We start from the raw sequence: 18252 nt of genomic DNA, 5'->3' as shown, positions 1-18252 counted from the left end.
GCATATCAGTCAGTCGTCTTCGCTGTCGATTTCGCGACGCGACGATGGCAACCGCCGTTGCCACGATTAGAACGAGCCCAGCGCCAACCATGATCTCGAGCGACGCCCAGTTGTTGGGCGCCCAGAATTTCAGAATCACTAAAGAAGTGGCAATCGCAATGGCAAAAAGTAAGAACTTCACGGTTTCAAGACGTCATTGTGAACACGAGATTCGAGGGGCTCGTCCGTTAACGGCAGGAACACCTCGGAAAAGGATGAAAGGGTACTTTAGTAAACAGAATACCGCAGGCGATGTGATTAGAAAATTTGATTCAATCAGCCGCGATGCAAAAGAGGTCTTTGAAGTCTTTTGCTTCTGTAGGAGTGGCGCGGGACGTAAGTAGTGTTCCCTTGGGATGTTCCTCAGCGATTCACCCAGTGGGTTGCCGGGTTTAGGCGCACCGCAAAGCCGCTAAAAACCCTCTTTCGACACATGCTCTGCATAAAAGTCGTGCGTGCGTATTCCGGCGATCGTGACCGCTGATTCCGGTCGATCGTGACCGGTGGCGCAGCGTGCGGTATTGCGCATCTAAATTGTAGGGGTGTCGGTCACGATGGGTCTGGATTGACCTCCTTTTTGCTTGCTTTTGGCTTCTGACGAAGAGACTCGCCCGTGAGGGTGAAACGGTGATTTCGTTGCATCACTCGGTCCAGAATAGCGTCAGCAATCGTGGCGTCGCCCACCCAGGCATGCCAATGCTCAATCGGTAATTGGCTGGTGATGATGGTGGCTTTGTTGGCTGCCCGCTCATCAATGATCTCCAGCAAGTCAGCGCGAGTCTGGCTGTCAATCCCGGCCATTCCCCAATCCTCCAGCAGCAGCACATCCGTCTTGGCCATTTGAAGCAGCCACTTGCCAAACGTGCCGTTGCCGTGGCGGATGCGCAGTTCTTCACCCAATCGGGGCACCCGTTGGTAATACGCAGAGTGCCCCCGGCGGCAGGCGTACTGCGCCAATGCGCAGGCCAGCCAGGACTTGCCCGCCCCAGTGGGGCCAGTGATCAGCACACTGTGACCGCTCTCAATCCAGTCACCCAATGCCAGACTCATGACAGCCTTGCGCTCCTGTCCCCGCCCGGCGTGGGTATCCAGATCCTCAATGCTGGCCTGGCGGTGCTTCAACTTGGCATCCTTGAGTAGTCGAGTCTGGCGTTTATCGTTGCGCCAGTGGACTTCGCGGTCCACCAACAGTACGAGGCGCTCCTCAAAGCTGATTCCCGTCATCCCGGCCTGGGTGAGCTGTTCCTGCAAACCGGTGGCCATGCCAGTCAGGCGCAGGCCGCGGAGTTGTTCAATCGTGGTGTTCATCCTCATGGGAATGCCTGTTGTCGGGTAGGTGGTTGTGAGCGAGATGCTGGGTGTCATGGGTCATTGGTAATAGCCCGCGCCACGCACATGGGCATGCTGCGGGCTGGTCCACTCTGGCGTAGTGCTGGCCTGCACCTGATCACGCCCATTGACCAGAATGTCACGCACGTGGGTGCTGTTGGTGGTGCCCAATTCCAGCGCCACCACACAGGCGGCCTCCAGTCGTGGCTTGGTAAAGCGCTTGGCCAATGCCAACAAGCCCAGACAGGCCCGGTAGCCATGCTCGGGGTGACGTCGTGTTTCCAGCAAGCGCGTCACCAAGGCACCAGTGGCCACGCCAATGCTGTTGCCCCAGTGGATGAGTCGCTCAGGCGTCCACTGCAGGTGAGCCCGGTGGGCAGCCGACAGGTGTTCAGGCACGGTGGTAAATCCACCCTTGTGCGCACAGCGCAGGTGAGACGCCACGCGCTGGCCCCGGTGCAGCAACTCCACCGTGCGCGCCGTCACGCGGGCCTCCAGCACTTGCCCAACCAGTGACTGCGGCACGCTGTAACGGTGGCCCTCGAACTCAACGTGCTGGTCAATGTGAACTCGCACGGTCTTGTAGACGGCCAACTCCCAGGTTTGTAGGGGCAGCGGTTGCAGGGCCGGGGCGTCAAGTTGTGCAAACGCACTGGCGCGGCTGCCGAGCAGCTTCTGAAACGCCTTGGCATTTAGCTGTTCCAAGAGCGGTGCGATGGCCTCGTTGACGTCATCGACCGTGGCAAACCGCTGGTGGCGCAATCGCATCAGAATCCAGCGCTCCACCACCTGCACGGCGGACTCGACCTTGCCTTTGTCTTGCGGGTGGTAGGGCCGTGCGGGCAGGAACGAGGTGCCGTAGTGGCGCGCAAAGTCGTGCACCGTCTCGTTGGCTCGTGGTTCATACCGATCAGCATTGGCTATCAAGGCTTTGGGGTTGTCAGGCACGATGAGCTGGGGCACACCGCCAAAGAAGCACAGCGCCTGGGCCGTCGCACCCAGCCAGTCGGCCATCGTCTCGCGGGGTGTAGCGCAGGCGAAGGTGTAGCTCGACGCGCCCAGGGCAGCGACAAAGATGTGGGCGCGGCTGGCGTCGCTGAGCGCGACTGTGGGGCCGGCGTAGTCGATGAACAGCTTCTCGCCAGCCCGGTGAACCTGGCGCATGGAGCGCTTGAGGGTCTTGGCGTAGCTGCGGTAGTTGACGCAGAACTGGGCGTAGCGGTGGGTGGATTCACCGGGGTGCCGGGCCGCGTGCTCTTCCCACAGCAGCATCAAGGTCATGCCTTTGCGGCGCAACTCTTGATGGATGCGGGCATAGTCGGGCACCACAAAAGCACTGGTGCGCTGAGGCGTGCCCAGCAGGCACTTGTGCAGTGCCGTGTCATCCAGGGCTTGAACTTGGGCCCAATCCAGGCCAGCGGCGCTTGCCAAACTGACGTACTTGCTGACCACTCCCTTGGACAGGCTCAGGGCGGCGGCGATTCGCTCATGGGAGAGTCGGGATTCAAGTTTGAGACGTAGGACGTCCCGTATCTTGCGCATATTGATCCTTCGGGTATCGGGCATGCCCACTCCAGCAAAGCCGAAGAGGCCACCCGAGGTTTATGGAAATATGCGCAACATCACACGCTGCGGTATCTGATTGCGGCCTCGTGACCGACGATTGCGGTGGCGTGACCGGTCATTCCGGTCAAACCCTGAAATCGGTCACGTTCGACCGGAATGACCGGTCACGATGGTCTGGAATACCCACGTGCGCGTTATTTTTGTGCGAATCAGCAGACGAAAAACCGATACAGCGTTCGTAAGTCATTGATTTCCCTAAACCAGTTGTGCGCGCACAATTATTACTGTGCGAGATCAATTGTTAGTCACACCCCAGTCCAGGAAGGATTGGAAAAACCGCAATTTTGAGCTGGTCAGCCAGACCAGCTCAAACTGAGTTTTCGCGAGCGGAGGATTGTCGACATCGTGCATCATGCCATCACGAAGCCGCTTAAAACCCCTTACACGCTGCCGTTTCAAGCAGTCACACGGTCCCATGCATACCCGCAGCCGATGACTGCGCCAGCGTGAAACTGACAGCTGGTCAGACAGACCAGCTCGAAATTTTTTAAACACGCTTGTTCGCTTGAAACACCAAAATGTCTTTCACAATTTGGTGTTTCCGCTAATCGATCTTGCTTAGCTTACGCCATGAACCCAATCCCGCGGCGCTGATGAGAGGCAGCCGTCGGAATTTCTGGCCAGCCCGAGACCTTCCCCGACCCCGCATCGCACAGCTCAGAAACCTGCTGAGTGACCGTACATCGACATTGCACAGTTTTCGGGCTCGCTCGCCAGAGCCGTCCACGGTACACCAAAGGCCCCCCCCAAACCATGTCAAAAGCGAACACCACCCCAAAACAACCCAACAACCCAAAACTCAGCCAAGACACCAACCCCGCCTGTCCGACAAGCACACCCATGCATCTCGGTAAATTTTTTTAGGTCACTGATCCCTGCGGACTCCAAGATCGATCACGATGCACTCGCCGAAGAGTTGATTGCCGTGTGCACGGATCAGGGTTGAACTCCACTTTGTGGGCTGATGCACAAAGTGGCGGCGTTTCGATCTCCACCACGCACGAAATCGCTGATCTCGCGCGCGATCTCGTCAAGGCTCAAAACTACTGCCGCCATCCTGAAGAGATTGAGGGCCTTGTAATAACGAAGCCGGGATTGGCGACCCGTTTTTTTTCCGGGTCGTGTGTGCCAGACTATTTGATGCATTCTTGCGCCAAGTGATTTGCAACAAGCAACCACCATACCCATGTTATTGGAGAGGTGCCGAGGCGTTTATGCTTCACAAAAATAAACGCACTACGCAAAAAGGCCGCATCTGGTTTAGATCCCCAACTGGTGTCGATAAGTCACGCCAGAGCGCCAGATGACACGCTGGGGGGCGCCAGATTTCACGCCATGGCGTCCATCCAGCGTAAATCGTTGCTGGAGCCTCTTTTACTAATGCATCAACGTTCTGCCCGAGCAAGTAGTAGACAGATTGAGGGGGCACAGGAATGCGATCAGACTACGCCACGACGAGGGCAACGGACCTAGCCGGTAAAGCCGATACTTCGACGCCCGTGACTTGCAGCCGTTGGGAAGTCCGGCCAGTCAGAAAGCCGCACACAGTCACGGCCTGCTGACACCGCCTTTGCAATGGCGCATTCCATGCGCATCTTGGCTTCGCGAGGATTGAGTCCCTTGGCTGCGTCAATCAACACATCAGGCAGCTCACGCTTGAGCGGCAGCCGGGTGCGATCAATCAAGTCCGCATAAATCGCGCGCACAACGCCGCGCAACTGCTCGGCTGTTGGATGGGCGATGTGAAAAACCACCATGCGTCCCAGGAGGGGCTCGGGGATCAGGGATGCATCGTTGGCGGTTGCCACAAACCGCACGCTGCTGGCGTCAAGGACCACATCCGGGACACCCTGATCCACGAAGCGACTGGCAGTATCGCCTTCGAGCAGTGTGTACAACGATGCAACTGGGTTGTACTGCGTGGCCGTTGGCTTATCAAGCTCATCGAGGATCACCAGAGGATTTGCCACAGGCGAATTGCCCCCATCCCCCCAGGCCAGCAGTTCGAAAAGTTTGCCCGGCGCTGAATTGGCCCAGAAAACCGAACTGCCACCCAAGCTGGCAGCGTTAGTTTCTTCTGCAATGTTGATGAAAAGCGCGCCATGCAGCCCCATGGTCGAAGCCAGCGCGTTTGCAAAATGGGTCTTGCCTATTCCGGGCGGGCCCACCAGCAGCATGGGCGATTGGCGGTGGTAGCCACCCTTTGCCAGGATTCCCATGTGCGGCGCGACAACCAGATCGATCACACTCGCGAAATTTGGAAACGACTCCCGCAGCATTTCCAACTTTCTGACCCAATCCCTGGGCGGCGCTTTCAGTGGCCTGAATTCGCCGGTCTGCTTGATTTTTTCAACGGTTGCTTTGATTCGCTCTGCTGTTTCTGGGTGCCGCGCTACGTTTGCGCCCTGGCCTGTCGCCACCTTAAAAACACGCACTTTTTGACCGATGTCGTCGCTCATGCCTAGACATGCATGTGCATGAATCGACATTTGGCTAAAAACTTGGCGAATCACATCAACGGCCGATTTCTTTGCGCAGAAGTGGCTGGGATAGTCCACCTCGAACAAGAGCCGATCTCCCCTGTTGTACATGTGCACGAGTACAGTTTCTCGTCCCCGCACAACAAACATGGAGGCGATAACCTGCAAGAAATCGTTAATGACGTCCACCCAGTAGGTGGGCACTGAGTGTGATGTTTTGACCAACAGCCAGTCGGGCAGGCTTTCGAATTCGAGTTCCATTTTCTATCCTTTTGACCAAAACGGCGCACCCATGCCCAGTGCATGCGCGTCGCGCTTTGGAAAAAAGTGGCAACTCACGGGCCACCAAGAAAATAAAAATTTGAGATGGGAGTTTACCGAGATCCTTCAAAAAAAGGTGGGCTTTTGAGCTAGTCAGATAGACCAGCTCTAAAAAATGTTGTGTGACCGAGTGCACACCAGCGGCCCGAGCTTGGCTTTCAACTACCTGCCGAAATTTGATGTTTTAAACAAGCGGGCTAAAAACGAAGAAAACCACCCGATCCGAAAACTGAGTGGCTTCTTCGAGGTGAGTCGTGACAGCTCTTCTACCCAAAAGGGAAATAGGAGCAGGGTTTAGGCCCATATTACAGAATCCTGACCTGGTGTTGTGGCACGTAAAGACCTCACCCACATCTAAAAAACTAACCAGGTGCGTTCCAACAAAGGAACACTATCGCGAAGCAGTCACTTCAATCTTCGTGATGGGCGACATGTTGAGGAAGACAGTTTCGCCCATGCGTGACGGCTTCTCCACCCCAACATCCAACAAAATCAGGTTATCACACACAGCAAAAAAAATGTTGCTAAAAACCATATTTCAGGATTTTCATATTGGTCCGTATCGCAGGTAGTTGACATGATGCCCTTAAAACACCTATTTCATCTCTGGAGAAGGTGTCTGAAGAGGCTGCTAAAACGTTCAGTTTTCCAAGCGTTTTGCCAGACGATATTGGAGCCCTCCAAGCGCTCCTGGTGACACAGCAAAAGGTCGTACAAACTCTGCATCAAGAAGCGCAAACAATGCGCGCAGAAATGCAGGCCGTTCGCGACGAGGCCCACGCTTACATCATCCGCATGCTCGAGCAGGCCACACTGGCTCGCCAACGCATGTTCGGCGCAAGCTCCGAACAGATGTCCGCCCAGAGCCGCTTGTTTGACGAAGCCGAAGTGCTCGCCCAAACCAGCACAGACGCACACGATACGGCCCCCATTGCCGCCGAAGAAACCCAGGATGCATCTGGCGCTGCCGACGCCACCAAGGCAGCCTCTAAGCCCGCACGCGGCAAACGCGCCCCATTGGCTGCAGGTCTGCCACGGATGGATGTCGTGCACGATGTGCCTGAATCTGATCGCACTTGCCCTTGTGGCTCCCCTATGGTGTTAATCGGCCAGGACATCAGCGAGCAACTCGACATCGTGCCCATGCAGGTGCGCGTGATTCGCAACATCCGCAACCGCTATGGTTGCCCCGGCAGCCAGCACGCGCCCGTTACGGCGCCCTTGCCAGCGCAGCCTCTGCCCAAGAGCAATGCCAGTGCGGACTTCTTGGCCATGCTGTACACGGTCAAGTTTGTCGATGGCATGCCGCTTACGCGCTTTGGCCGTGTGCTTGAGCGCCACAATGCGCCGGTACCCAGTCAGACCCTGGCGCGCTGGGTTATTGGCGGTGGCAAATTGCTGCAGCCGTTGCACAACCTGATGCGCGACATCCTGCTCGACTGCTCCCTGATCCATATGGATGAGACGGTGGTGCAGGTGCTCAAAGAGAGCGCCAAGGCGCCCACCTCCAACAGCTACATGTGGGTGCAATCGGGCGGGCCGCCGGACAAACCGGTGGTTCTGTTTGACTACGATCCAAGTCGCAGCGCCACGGTGCCCACGCGGGTGCTGGAGGGATTCAAAGGTTATTTGATGACCGATGGGTACGCGGGCTACGGTGACATCGGGTGCACCGCCGGAATTGAGCGTTTGGCCTGCTGGGCACATGTGCGCAGACGCTTTGTGGAGGCCGTGCGGGTGCAGCCCAAGGGCAAACGCGGCAAGGCTGATGAGGCGGTTGCGCTTATTGGCAGGCTGTACCGTATTGAGCGGGAGTTCAAAGACGCCAAACCAGAGGTGCGCCATGCGGCGCGGCAGGACCAGAGCGTGGCGACACTCGCAGAGATACATGCATGGATGACCAAAACCGTGCCATTGGTCACGCCCAAGAGTGCTCTGGGCACCGCTCTGGCGTATATGAAAAACCTGTGGCCCATGCTCTCGCGGTACACCGAGCGCGCCGATCTGCCGATTGACAACAACCGTTGCGAGAACAGCATCCGTCCCTTCGTGGTGGGAAGAAAAGCCTGGCTATTCAGCGACACAAGCGCTGGTGCGCACGCCAGCGCCGTCATCTATTCCTTGGTGGAAACGGCCAAGGCAAATGGTGTGGAGCCCTATGCCTGGCTGCGCCGGGTGCTACGTGAATTGCCAGCTGCACAGACGGTCGAAGAAGTTGAAGCGCTTCTGCCGTGGAACCTGCGCCTACCAGAAATATCGCCGATTCCATTGCCTTGACTACCTGGGGTTAATGGCGCGCTTACGATCAACGCGCCACAGAGAGGCCAGCGTGCGTTGCTTGGGGCGACCGGCGTCGTCGCGGTAAACCACTACGAGTTGGACGTATTCGTTGGGGCCACAGCGGGTAAGTTTTATAAACACGCCATTACTTTAACCAGTGGATTTATACGTAAATTTAAATATTTTTACGACAATCGCGCCAATACAGTAATTTGCCAATCAAGCGACTAAGTCCTTGATTTCATTGGAATTCAGGTGAATCTTGAGCTTGGAACTGTCGAACCCGGGTGGGCTACCAAGCTCTGGCACAAGCCCTTGCGCCTGTTGTGCCGTAAAGGCATAACTTTGCATCAACCAGAGCATGCTGTATTTCTTCTGAAGCCACATGCCAAATTGAACCCAGGCAGCCAAAACACAAGGGAGGAGTTCACTGGCTTGATTGCAAACACTCCGATTTCAAAGCAGGGGGTTTGACCGCAGGCGTGGGCCGCCAGGGTGCCCAACAAGACGATTGTCGCGAGAGTTGACTAGATAGAAGGCTTCACCAGTTGCCCCAAGGGGGTGAGCTGAATAGTTAACTGCGCCTCAGTGAAAAAAGGGGGCTGCCAGCCAACTACGCGGTTTTTCGCGCCGGATTAGGGAAACGGGCTGCCAGACTATTTGCCGACTTCGAGCGTCAACGTTTCCCGCTTTCTCAGGCTTCAGTCGTCCACGACGTCATTGAAGATGAAACTCAAGTTGGTATTCTCTTTTAGCGACAAAAGAAAAGGCTGCTCCACCATTCCCATGAGGTCCGTCATGCTCAGACTCCAGTCGGGGCCAGAAAATCCAATGTTTTCAAGTGGGCTTTGCTGCTTCACTCGGCGCAACATCACTAAAGACGCAGGTCCCAACGCATTGGTCTCCGTTGGGGGTGAAGACAAGCGCACCTGTTGTGCTGCAGTCGCTCTTGGCTCCTTCACGATCAATGAAATTATTGTCTTACAGACATAAAATATCGAATTCTATTCTCGCCTCTCCCCCAAATGGGGGGTAGCTGCTGCTGAACCTAGGCAATACAATTTCAGGTTGTCCGTTTGCGTCGAGATCTGGTCGATCGAAATAAAAAATATTTTCTATTGAGAACGGGTTATCCAAATTCAGCGTGTATGTAAATCCCTGAAGGCGTAAGTTTATGTAAGCGTTGGATTCTTGTGAAAAAAGTAGCAGTAATTTCTTGTTCGTTTAGGTTGCCCGGTACCACAACAGACCTTTTTTGGTCTGATCTGATCAATGGCAAGAACTTGGTCACCCGAGTTGATCCCAGCCGCTGGGCCATGGACACCTTCCAGCACCCCAGCAAAAAGCATGGCGGCACGAGCTACACCTTCGCCTCGGGCACCTTGGGTGACGTGTCGGGTTTTGACGCTACTTTTTTCGGCATCTCCCCGCGTGAGGCGGCGCAGATGGATCCCCAGCAGCGCCTGCTGCTCGAAATGACCTGGGAAGCTTTTGAAAACGCTGGCATCAAACCAAGCGCAGTTAAAGGCAGCAAGTGTGGCGTGTTTATTGGCGTCTCGTCCGTTGACTACTCCATGCGCTTTACGGACGATCTTGGTGCAATAGATTCAACGGTGGCTACAGGCAACACATCCAGCATAGCTGCCAACCGAATTTCTTACCTGTTTGACCTTAAAGGGCCGAGCATGTCAATTGACACGGCTTGCTCGTCGTCATTGGTGGCTTTCCACCAGGCATGCCAATCCATTGCATCGGGTGAAACCTCCATGGCCATTTCGGGTGGTGTGGGTCTGTTACTGCATCCTTATGGATTTATCGCCTTTTCAAAAGCCTCCATGTTGTCCCGCAAAGGGGTTTGCAGCGTTTTTGACGCTGCAGCCGATGGCTACGTCCGCTCTGAAGGCGGTGGCATCTTTGTCCTGAAGGAATACGAACAGGCGCTGGCCGACGGTGACCCCATATTGGCCGTCGTGGCTGGCACCAACGTCAACAGCGATGGAAAAAAATCGGGGCTCACCGTGCCCAGCGCAGTGGCACAGTCTGCCCTGCTCACCGAAGCCTATGCCAAAGCAGGCATTTCACCATCTGACATTTCTTACCTGGAAGCACACGGTACCGGCACGCCGGTTGGTGATCCGATTGAAGCCAAGGCCCTGGCCAATGCATTGGGCCAATTGCGGCCCAAAGATAAGCCGCTGTTGATTGGCTCCATCAAAAGCAATTTGGGCCATATGGAAGCCGCCAGTGGGGTCGCAGGCTTGGTCAAAGCCCTGTATTGCATCAAGCATCGCATGGTCCCGGCCTCAATCAACTTCAACACGCCCAACCCAAACATCCCTTTCCAGGACTGGAACCTGTTGGTGGCCAGTCAAAACACTGCGTTGCCCGCCAGTGGTCGCATCGTGGTGGGTGTCAATGGGTTTGGCTTTGGTGGCACCAATGCACATGTCATTTTGGAAAGCCAAGTTGCCAAAGTCACTGCCATTCGGCCCAAGCGCGTCAAAGACCTCACGCCCATCAGAACTCCTTTGTTTATTTCAGGCAAATCAGAAGCTGCGTTGAAGGATGTCGCCAAACAGTACGCGGCACTTTTAGGCAAAGGGGATGTTGTTGATCTGTATGACGTGGCCTACAACGCAGCAATCAACCGTGAGTGGCACGAACACCGCGCGGTAGTTTTTGGAGGCACACCGCACTCAGTTGCTTCAGCGTTGACCTCTTTTTCAGAAGACAAACCCACCAACCTCCCAGTCGTTACCGCTATCGGTATGAGCCCGACACCCAAAGTTGCGTTTATTTATTCCGGCAATGGATCGCAGTGGGAAGGCATGGGTCGCCAACTTCTGATCGAAAACCCTACTTTCAAGGCAGCAGTTCAGGCCGTAGAACGATTTTTTGAGAAATACGAAGATTTCTCACTTGAGAAAGAGCTCAACGGCGACAACGGGGCAGGTCGTTACGAGCGTACGGAAATCGCACAACCCGCCCTGTTTGCGATTCAGGTTGGTGTGACTGAAATGTTGCGTTCCCAAGGCCTGATGCCTGCCGCCGTAGCTGGGCACAGTGTGGGTGAAGTTGCTGCAGCTTGGGCGGCTGGTGCCTTGACGCTGGAACAAGCTGTCAAAGTCATTTATTACCGCAGCCATTTCCAGGGCCTCACTAAGGGTCAGGGGCAAATGACGGCCGTCGCCTTAAGCGAATTGCAAATGCGGACCGTGCTCGAAGAGCTTGGACTGGCCGACCACATTGCCATTGCTGGCATCAACAGTGGCCGAGGCGTCACCTTGGCAGGGCCGGCAGCGGCTTTGACCCAACTGGAATCTGTTCTGTTTGATCGTCAAGCCATCTTCAAGCGGCTTGACCTTGACTACGCTTTTCACAGCGTGGCGATGGACCCAATTCAAACCGGGCTTGAGCAGGCGCTTGATACGTTGGCACCGCAAGCAACGCTGATTGACTTCTTCTCTACCGTCACGGGTGAAGTTACCCCCGGCACCCAACTTGATGCCAGCTACTGGTGGAAAAACATTCGCCAACCGGTACTTTTTGAAAAGGCCATCGGCACGATTCGACAAATGGGCATCGACGTTTTCATTGAAGTGGGGCCTCATGCCGTATTGCGTGGTTACCTCAATGAATGCCTGAAAACGGATGGCAAACCGGGCCGCGTCATATCCACTCTGAAGCGCGGCGATGACTCGTCAGAACAGGTGTGGCGGGCTGCTTCTGAAGCCATACTGGCTGGAGTTGATGCTGATCTCGCACATTTTTTCCCGCATCCAGCGCGCTTCACTGCATTGCCAAACTACCCTTGGCAACGCGAACGGCACTGGCAAACCGTCACCTCCGAGTCCTATCACCTCCTGGAACGACGCAAAGTACATCCGCTCCTGGGTTATCCCTTGGGGCAGCAGGAGCTGACTTGGGAAAACCAGATTGACCCGTTGAAATATCCAGAGCTGGCTGACCATGCCGTCAGCGGCTCAATCGTTTTTCCGGGTGCGGGGTACGCCGAACTGGGTCTTGCCGCAGCCGCTCAATGGGTTGGCCAAAATGGGTTACCGGCTCAACTTGAAATCGAAGAACTTGAAATCAAAATGTTTTTGGTGCTCAGCACTGAAAACACCAAGCTGCTCAAGGTATCCCTGGAGCCCAGCGACGGCAGCTTTGCCATTTCCAGTCGTGACCAGTTCAGCCATGACGCATGGACTCTGCACGCCATTGGCCGAGTACGCACCGAGCCAATCGACACTTTATTTGCCCATGAAAGGCCGCAAACACCAGATCGTCGGCCAGACTTTGATACCCAATCGCATGCCGTCCTAACCGAGCAGGTTGACCTTCATTACGGCCCGGCGTTTCAGGCCATTGACATCGGGTGGGTAGAGGAAGACACCGCTTGGGCCAGACTCAAAATACCTGCCACTATTTCGGACTCCATGGCCGAGTCGTTGTTGCACCCGGCCTTACTCGACTGCGGCTTTCAGCTTGTTTTCCATTTGCTGCAGGATCAAATTGATCTGCCCTCAGGTGTTGCCTATTTACCCACCAAAATCGGCCGTTTGAGTTTGCGCACTGGCATGGGGGCCCCGGCCACCGCGAAAGCACAGTTGGTGCATCAATCTCCGCACAGCCTCACCGCTCATTTCACACTGTTTGATGACCAGGGTGAGGTCGTTGCCTGGTTGCGCGACGTGCGTTTTCGCGCCGTCCCTATGGGCAAAAAAACCACCGACCCCTTGTGCCTTTTGGCATACACAGCAGTCCCCAAAGCGCACCCCTGCGCCGAGACGCCGGTGCCCAATGCCCTCGCGACCAGCATGCAGCAAGAATTGCTGGTAGCAACCCGTGCACTGAACAGCGATCCATCCAGCCTGGTTTATGCGCATGAGGTTGAGCCCCTGCTGGCGGCCCTGTGCACGAGTTTTTCAGTCGAAGCTTTTCGCCAATTGGCCGACCAAGACCTTGTCTTATCCGAACAGCCGCTTGAGCTCCTGTTAAACAAAGGTTCCGAAGCGTCAGTCATGCTGCATCGTGTGATTGCCATATTGGAAGAAGACCAACTGCTTGACCGCGTGGACACCGGCTGGAAGCTGCGCGACGCCACAGACATTCTTAAATCTGTCGACATCTGGAACGCCCTAGTCGCTGATCATTCTGACTACTTTGCAGCGATCAACGCAGTCAGTCGAGTTGGCTTGAACCTCTCGGCCTTGATCCAAGGGGAAACCACCCTCACCCAATTGCTGCCCCTGGACTGCACATTTGCCTCCATGGTGGCGACCAGCTTTGGCGTCTCTCAACGCAGCCACACTGCACAGGCTTTGTCTGCTACAGCTCAGACCTGCCTGGCGCAGCTCACTGAAGGACAGCGCCTGCACGTTTTGGAAATCAGCAACGGCCCGCCCAACTTCTGTACTGGCCTGTTGCGAGGCCTTCCCGCTGACCGCTGTCAGTTCACGTTCGCCACAACCAATGCGGAAACACTTGATGCCTGCCAGCGTCACACGGAACGCTGGCCTACCTTGGCGCTGACGGGTCTAGGCCAGACCGCCAACACTCCAGGCACCGAAAAAACAGCCCAACTGGTCATTCTTCATAACGATTTCCTGACTGGGCAAGATGCCGAAATCGCGCTCGATTTTGCAATCAAGGTGCTCGCAAGCCGCGGCACGCTGCTCTGGCTGAGCGCACCCGCCGCACGCTGGCTAGGCCTGCTTTTTGGCACCCAAACCGCATTGCAAGTGGCACCACAGCAATGGCAACAACAACTTGAGCAACGCGGTATTGTTGAGAGCAACATCAACTCTTTCTCCCCCGGCAGCCCCAGCTCGCCATATGCCCTGTTGGGCCAGGGACCGGCACGCGCTGCGGCCTTAGCCAAGCAAACCTCAGCGTCATCGGTGTGGCTCGTCCTGGCAGGTGAGTCTGAACAATCTCAGCACTTGGCAAGCCAACTGTTGCAAGGTTTGCCATTGCAGGGCGGCGAGGTGATTGTTGCGGCACCTGAACTTGATTTTTGCGACGCGGCGGCTGTGAGCACCCTGCTGACTACTCTCAAAACCCAACATGGCAAGCTCAGTGGCGTGGTTCACCTGCATGGCCTGGCGGCAGCTACCACAGAACTCAACCCAAGTGAGTTGCTGGCGCATCAACTGCAGCGCTCAGCCATCGCCACCACCCTGGCGCAGGCCTGTGAGGCAACCCAGACCAGCACCACTTGCTGGCTTGTCACCTCTGGCGCTGCCACACGGTTATTGCCAGGCAGAACCACTTTGTTCGGTCACACTGTTGACGCCCCCCTGTATGGGCTGGGCCGCACCCTGATCAACGAGCCCTCCTACCTCAGCGTTCGCATGCTTGACCTGGAGCCCACACTACAGGACACCCCATACAACCCAGCCGTTTCTGAGGCACTGCTTAACGAACTGATGGCACCAGACGCTGAGCGAGAAGTGATTCTCACCGCGACCGGCGAGCGTTTCGCACCCCGGCTACGGGTGCTGCCGCGCAACGCTCCCGTGCCAGCTGCCACGGGCAAACACGACACCGTGCGCCTGTCCTTTGCCACGCCCGGACAATTGCGCCATTTGCGGTGGATTTCAACCCCCAGCCAGTCACCGCAAGCAGATCAAGTTGTAATTCAGGTTGAAGCCACGGGCCTGAACTTTCGCGATGTCATGTACTCGCTGGGCATGCTGTCAGATGAAGCCGTCGAATCCGGCTTTGCCGGCCCCACGCTCGGCCTTGAGTGCGCCGGGTTCATTACGGCACTCGGCGCGTCAGTGACCAACTTTGCTATCGGAGACCGCGTGCTGGCCTTCGGAGCCTCTTGCTTTGGCAATCAGGTCACCACCCGAGCCTCGGCAGTCGCCATCCTGCCCCCCTCGATCTCGTTTGAGGCCGCTGCCACCATTCCAACCCCGTTTTTCACAGCCTACTACGCCATGCACCATCTGGCACGGCTCCAGCGAGGCGAGCGCATCTTGATTCATGGTGCGGCCGGTGGCGTAGGCATCGCGGCCATTCAGCTTGCCAAGCACTTGGGTGCAGTGGTCTTTGCCACCGCCGGGTCTGACGAAAAACGTGAATTTTTGCACCTCATGGGTGCAGATTACATATTTGACTCCCGCTCACTTGCGTTTGCTGACCAAATCATGGCGGTCACGCAGGGCCAGGGCATTGATGTGGTGCTGAACTCATTGGCGGGCGAAGCCATCAACCGTAATCTGGGCATACTGAAGCCCTTCGGACGCTTTCTTGAACTTGGCAAGCGGGACTTTTACGAAAACACCAAAGTCGGTTTGCGTCCGTTTCGCAACAACATTTCCTATTTTGGTATCGATGCAGACCAACTGCTCCAGGCGCAGCCAGCGCTCACCGAGTCGCTCTTCATTGAGGTAATGACTTTGTTTGCGCAAGGCGTGCTGCACCCGCTGCCCTTCCATGCATTTGAAGCCGATGACGTGGTCGATGCATTTCGGCACATGCAACAATCTCGTCATATCGGCAAGATCGTGGTCACCTACCGCAACGGTATCAACCACGTTCAGACCCCCAAACTCGTGCCGACACCATTGCGGCTCAATGCCAATGGCAGCTACCTGGTCACCGGCGGCTTGGGCGGTTTTGGTCTCAAAACAGCACAGTGGCTGGCCAGCAAAGGGGCGCGCTACCTCGTCCTGATCAGCCGCAGCGGCCCAGTGGCTGCCGAGGCACTCAGCGCCATCGCCATCCTTGAAGCCCAAGGCGTCAAGGTATTGGCCCAGGCCTGTGACGTCACCAACCTGCCGGCACTCACCGCGCTGTTTAGCCAAATAGCCATCACCATGCCGCCCTTGCGCGGCTTGGTCCATGCAGCAACGGTGATCGACGACGCACTGGCACGCAATACCACCCCGGAACAACTGGCAACAGTTTTCGCCCCCAAAATACTGGGTGCACGCCATTTGCATGAGTTGACCAGCCAGCTCCCGCTGGATTTTTTCGTGCTCTATTCCTCAGCCACCACCCTGTTTGGCAACCCAGGGCAAGGTGCTTACGTGGCGGCCAATGCCTACCTCGAATCCCTGGCAGAGGCGCGACGCAGCGCGGGCCTGGCCGCCCTGTGTGTGCGTTGGGGCGCCATTGACGACGTGGGCTTTCTCGCCCGCAACGAAAAAATAAAAGAGGCCTTACAAAGCCGCATGGGTGGCAAAACCATCCTGTCCAGTGATGCCCTCGACATCATGGAAGGCCTGCTGGCATCTAACCGCTCGGACCTGGGCGTGATGGAACTTGACTGGAGCGCCCTTGGCCGCTTTTTACCCTCCGCGGCAGAGCCCAAATTTAGTGAGCTCGCTACCCACGGCCATAGCGCTCAGTCGGACTCAACCAACACCAACGACATCCAGCACCTCATCGAGGATCTCAGCCCAGAAGAGCTCACCGCCGCCATTAAAGACCTGCTCAAGGCCGAGATTGGCGAGATCTTGCGCATGGCCCCGGAAAAAATCGACCCCGATCGCTCCGTGTATGACATGGGGCTGGATTCATTGATGGGCGTTGAACTGGTCTTGGCCATTGAAAGCCGCTTTGGCATACAACTGTCAGTCATGGCTCTGAGCGAAAGCCCCACCATCAGCAAACTCACGGACAAGCTCATCAGTCAACTCAAAAAAACTGAGGAAGTCAGCGAAGAAGCCACGCCTGAAGCGTTGATCGCGGCACAAGTGCAGCAGGCGGTGTCGCAGCACGCTGCCGATCTCAATGCGCAGGCCGTCAACCTGTTTGCCAGCGACATTCACACGGGTGTTGCCATTCAGCCCCAACGGATCATCCAATAATGACGCCAAGAAGCATCAAAGGTCTTAGCGCCCAAATCAAAGACAAACTGATCCAAAAAACCCTGGAGCGGCGCTTGCAACAAGCACAAGATGGCCTACCAGATCATCTTTATAAACGGCAGACTGATCCCAAGCAACCGGTGCCTGAGGCGCACTACCGGTTCAGCCTACATCCGGGCTACCAGCAAATCCGCATCATCAACGACGGCGCTAAACGCCTGGGTCTCAAGAGTCCGTTTTTCAAGCAGCACGAAGGTGTGGCCGGTGCCACCACCCATATTGATGGGCGCGAATTCATTAACTTCGGCAGCTACAACTACCTGGGTTTTTCTGGCGACGCTGATGTGTCCAAGGCAGCCAAAGCCGCCATTGACCAATACGGCACCACGGTGTCGGCCAGCCGCATTGTCTCGGGTGAGCGCCCTTTGCACCGTCAGTTGGAGCGAGCCCTGGCCGACCTGTATGAAGTAGACGATGCCATTGTGTTTGTCAGCGGCCACGCCACCAACGTCACAGCCATCGGGCACCTGTTTGGCCCCAAAGACCTGGTACTGCACGACGCGCTCATTCATAACTGCACGCTGCAAGGTGCGAAACTGTCAGGTGCCAAACGCCTGTCCTTCCCGCACAACGACTGGGCGGCCCTTGATGCGCTTCTGACTGAACAGCGCCATCACTTTGAGCGCGTGCTCATCGTCATTGAAGGCATCTACAGCATGGACGGCGACTGCCCCGACCTGCCCAAGTTCATCGACATCAAACGCCGTCACCATGCTTTTCTGATGGTGGACGAAGCGCACTCTCTTGGGGTCATGGGCCAAACCGGGCGTGGTATTCGCGAGCATTTTGGTGTCGCTGGCAATGAGGTTGACATCTGGATGGGCACCTTAAGCAAAGCGCTGGCAAGCTGCGGCGGCTACATCGCCGGTGAAACTGCACTGGTGGAGCACCTCAAGTTCATGGCCCCCGGCTTTTTGTACAGCGTGGGCATAGCGCCGCCGCTGGCGGCGGCCAGCCTTGCGTCACTGCAAAAAATGCAGCAAGCAAGCCACCTTGTTCAGACTCTACAGGCCCGTGGTGCGTATTTTTTGGCCCTTGCCAAGGCGCATGGCATTGACACCGGCTTAAGCACCGGTCTGGCCGTCATCCCGGTGATCATCGGCAGCTCCATTCGGGCCGCCCGATTGTCTGAAGCGCTGTTTCAGCGCGGCATCAGCGTGCAACCCATTCTGTTCCCTGCGGTGCCCGAAAAATCTGCCCGCTTGCGCTTCTTCATGTCATGCCAGCACACCGAAGCGCAAATCAAACTCACAGTGGATGCCGTGGCCGAAGAACTGGCCCACCACTAACCC

At 56.4% G+C, this 18252-nt stretch carries 9 protein-coding genes; 3 read left to right on the top strand and 6 right to left on the bottom strand.

Annotated features, from left to right (window positions below; all coding sequences use genetic code 11):
- Positions 1-588: 588 nt before the first annotated feature.
- The 3 genes from istB to J8G15_RS01450 all read right to left on the bottom strand — a co-directional run bounded on the left by istB (position 589) and on the right by J8G15_RS01450 (position 5735).
- Positions 589-1353, bottom strand: a complete 765-nt coding sequence (istB, locus tag J8G15_RS01460) for an IS21-like element helper ATPase IstB (RefSeq protein WP_210547414.1) — start codon at positions 1351-1353, stop codon at positions 589-591.
- A gap of 54 nt (positions 1354-1407) precedes the next feature.
- Positions 1408-2934, bottom strand: coding sequence for an IS21 family transposase (istA, locus tag J8G15_RS01455; protein ID WP_210545513.1), 1527 nt, complete (start codon positions 2932-2934; stop codon positions 1408-1410).
- Positions 2935-4463: 1529 nt separating this feature from the next.
- On the bottom strand, positions 4464-5735 hold the full coding sequence (locus J8G15_RS01450; RefSeq protein WP_210545511.1) for an AAA family ATPase: 1272 nt from the start codon (positions 5733-5735) through the stop codon (positions 4464-4466).
- 801 nt (positions 5736-6536) lie between these two features.
- Here J8G15_RS01450 and J8G15_RS01445 point away from each other — a divergent pair.
- Entirely contained in the window at positions 6537-8072 is a 1536-nt protein-coding gene (locus tag J8G15_RS01445; RefSeq protein WP_210545510.1) for an IS66 family transposase, read from the top strand.
- On the opposite strand, the gene J8G15_RS01440 is transcribed toward J8G15_RS01445, so the two are convergent.
- From J8G15_RS01440 to J8G15_RS01430, 3 genes are all read right to left on the bottom strand, one after another.
- On the bottom strand, positions 8073-8216 hold the full coding sequence (locus J8G15_RS01440; RefSeq protein WP_210545507.1) for a hypothetical protein: 144 nt from the start codon (positions 8214-8216) through the stop codon (positions 8073-8075). It abuts the gene before it with no gap.
- Positions 8217-8294: 78 nt separating this feature from the next.
- The gene (locus J8G15_RS01435) at positions 8295-8438 is read right to left on the bottom strand and encodes a hypothetical protein (RefSeq protein ID WP_210545506.1); all 144 of its coding nucleotides are present in this window, start codon (positions 8436-8438) and stop codon (positions 8295-8297) included.
- Between the two features lie 338 nt (positions 8439-8776).
- Positions 8777-8998, bottom strand: coding sequence for a hypothetical protein (locus J8G15_RS01430; RefSeq protein ID WP_210545504.1), 222 nt, complete (start codon positions 8996-8998; stop codon positions 8777-8779).
- 306 nt (positions 8999-9304) lie between these two features.
- Here J8G15_RS01430 and J8G15_RS01425 point away from each other — a divergent pair, with 306 nt between their 5' ends.
- Both J8G15_RS01425 and J8G15_RS01420 read left to right on the top strand, forming a co-directional pair.
- A complete protein-coding gene (locus tag J8G15_RS01425; RefSeq protein ID WP_240538407.1) occupies positions 9305-16900 on the top strand; it encodes a type I polyketide synthase in 7596 nt (2531 codons plus the stop codon).
- Positions 16900-18249 (top strand): aminotransferase class I/II-fold pyridoxal phosphate-dependent enzyme, encoded by a 1350-nt coding sequence (locus J8G15_RS01420; protein WP_210545502.1) that lies wholly within the window; start codon positions 16900-16902, stop codon positions 18247-18249. Before J8G15_RS01425 ends, J8G15_RS01420 begins: the two co-directional genes overlap by 1 nt.
- Positions 18250-18252 lie beyond the last annotated feature (3 nt).

The sequence above is a fragment of the Rhodoferax sp. PAMC 29310 genome (assembly GCF_017948265.1).
Classification (GTDB): domain Bacteria; phylum Pseudomonadota; class Gammaproteobacteria; order Burkholderiales; family Burkholderiaceae_C; genus Rhodoferax.
Note: the sequence above shows the minus strand (reverse complement) of the source record. Positions and strands in the feature narration are given on the sequence as shown.

Excerpts from the sequence above, each read along its gene's own strand:
- J8G15_RS01435 (WP_210545506.1), bottom strand. The coding sequence starts at position 8,438 with ATGCTCTGGTTGATGCAAAGTTATGCCTTTACGGCACAACAGGCGCAA.
- J8G15_RS01420 (WP_210545502.1), top strand. The coding sequence starts at position 16,900 with ATGACGCCAAGAAGCATCAAAGGTCTTAGCGCCCAAATCAAAGACAAA.
- istB (WP_210547414.1), bottom strand. The coding sequence starts at position 1,353 with ATGAGGATGAACACCACGATTGAACAACTCCGCGGCCTGCGCCTGACT.
- J8G15_RS01450 (WP_210545511.1), bottom strand. The coding sequence starts at position 5,735 with ATGGAACTCGAATTCGAAAGCCTGCCCGACTGGCTGTTGGTCAAAACA.
- istA (WP_210545513.1), bottom strand. The coding sequence starts at position 2,934 with ATGCCCGATACCCGAAGGATCAATATGCGCAAGATACGGGACGTCCTA.
- J8G15_RS01445 (WP_210545510.1), top strand. The coding sequence starts at position 6,537 with ATGCGCGCAGAAATGCAGGCCGTTCGCGACGAGGCCCACGCTTACATC.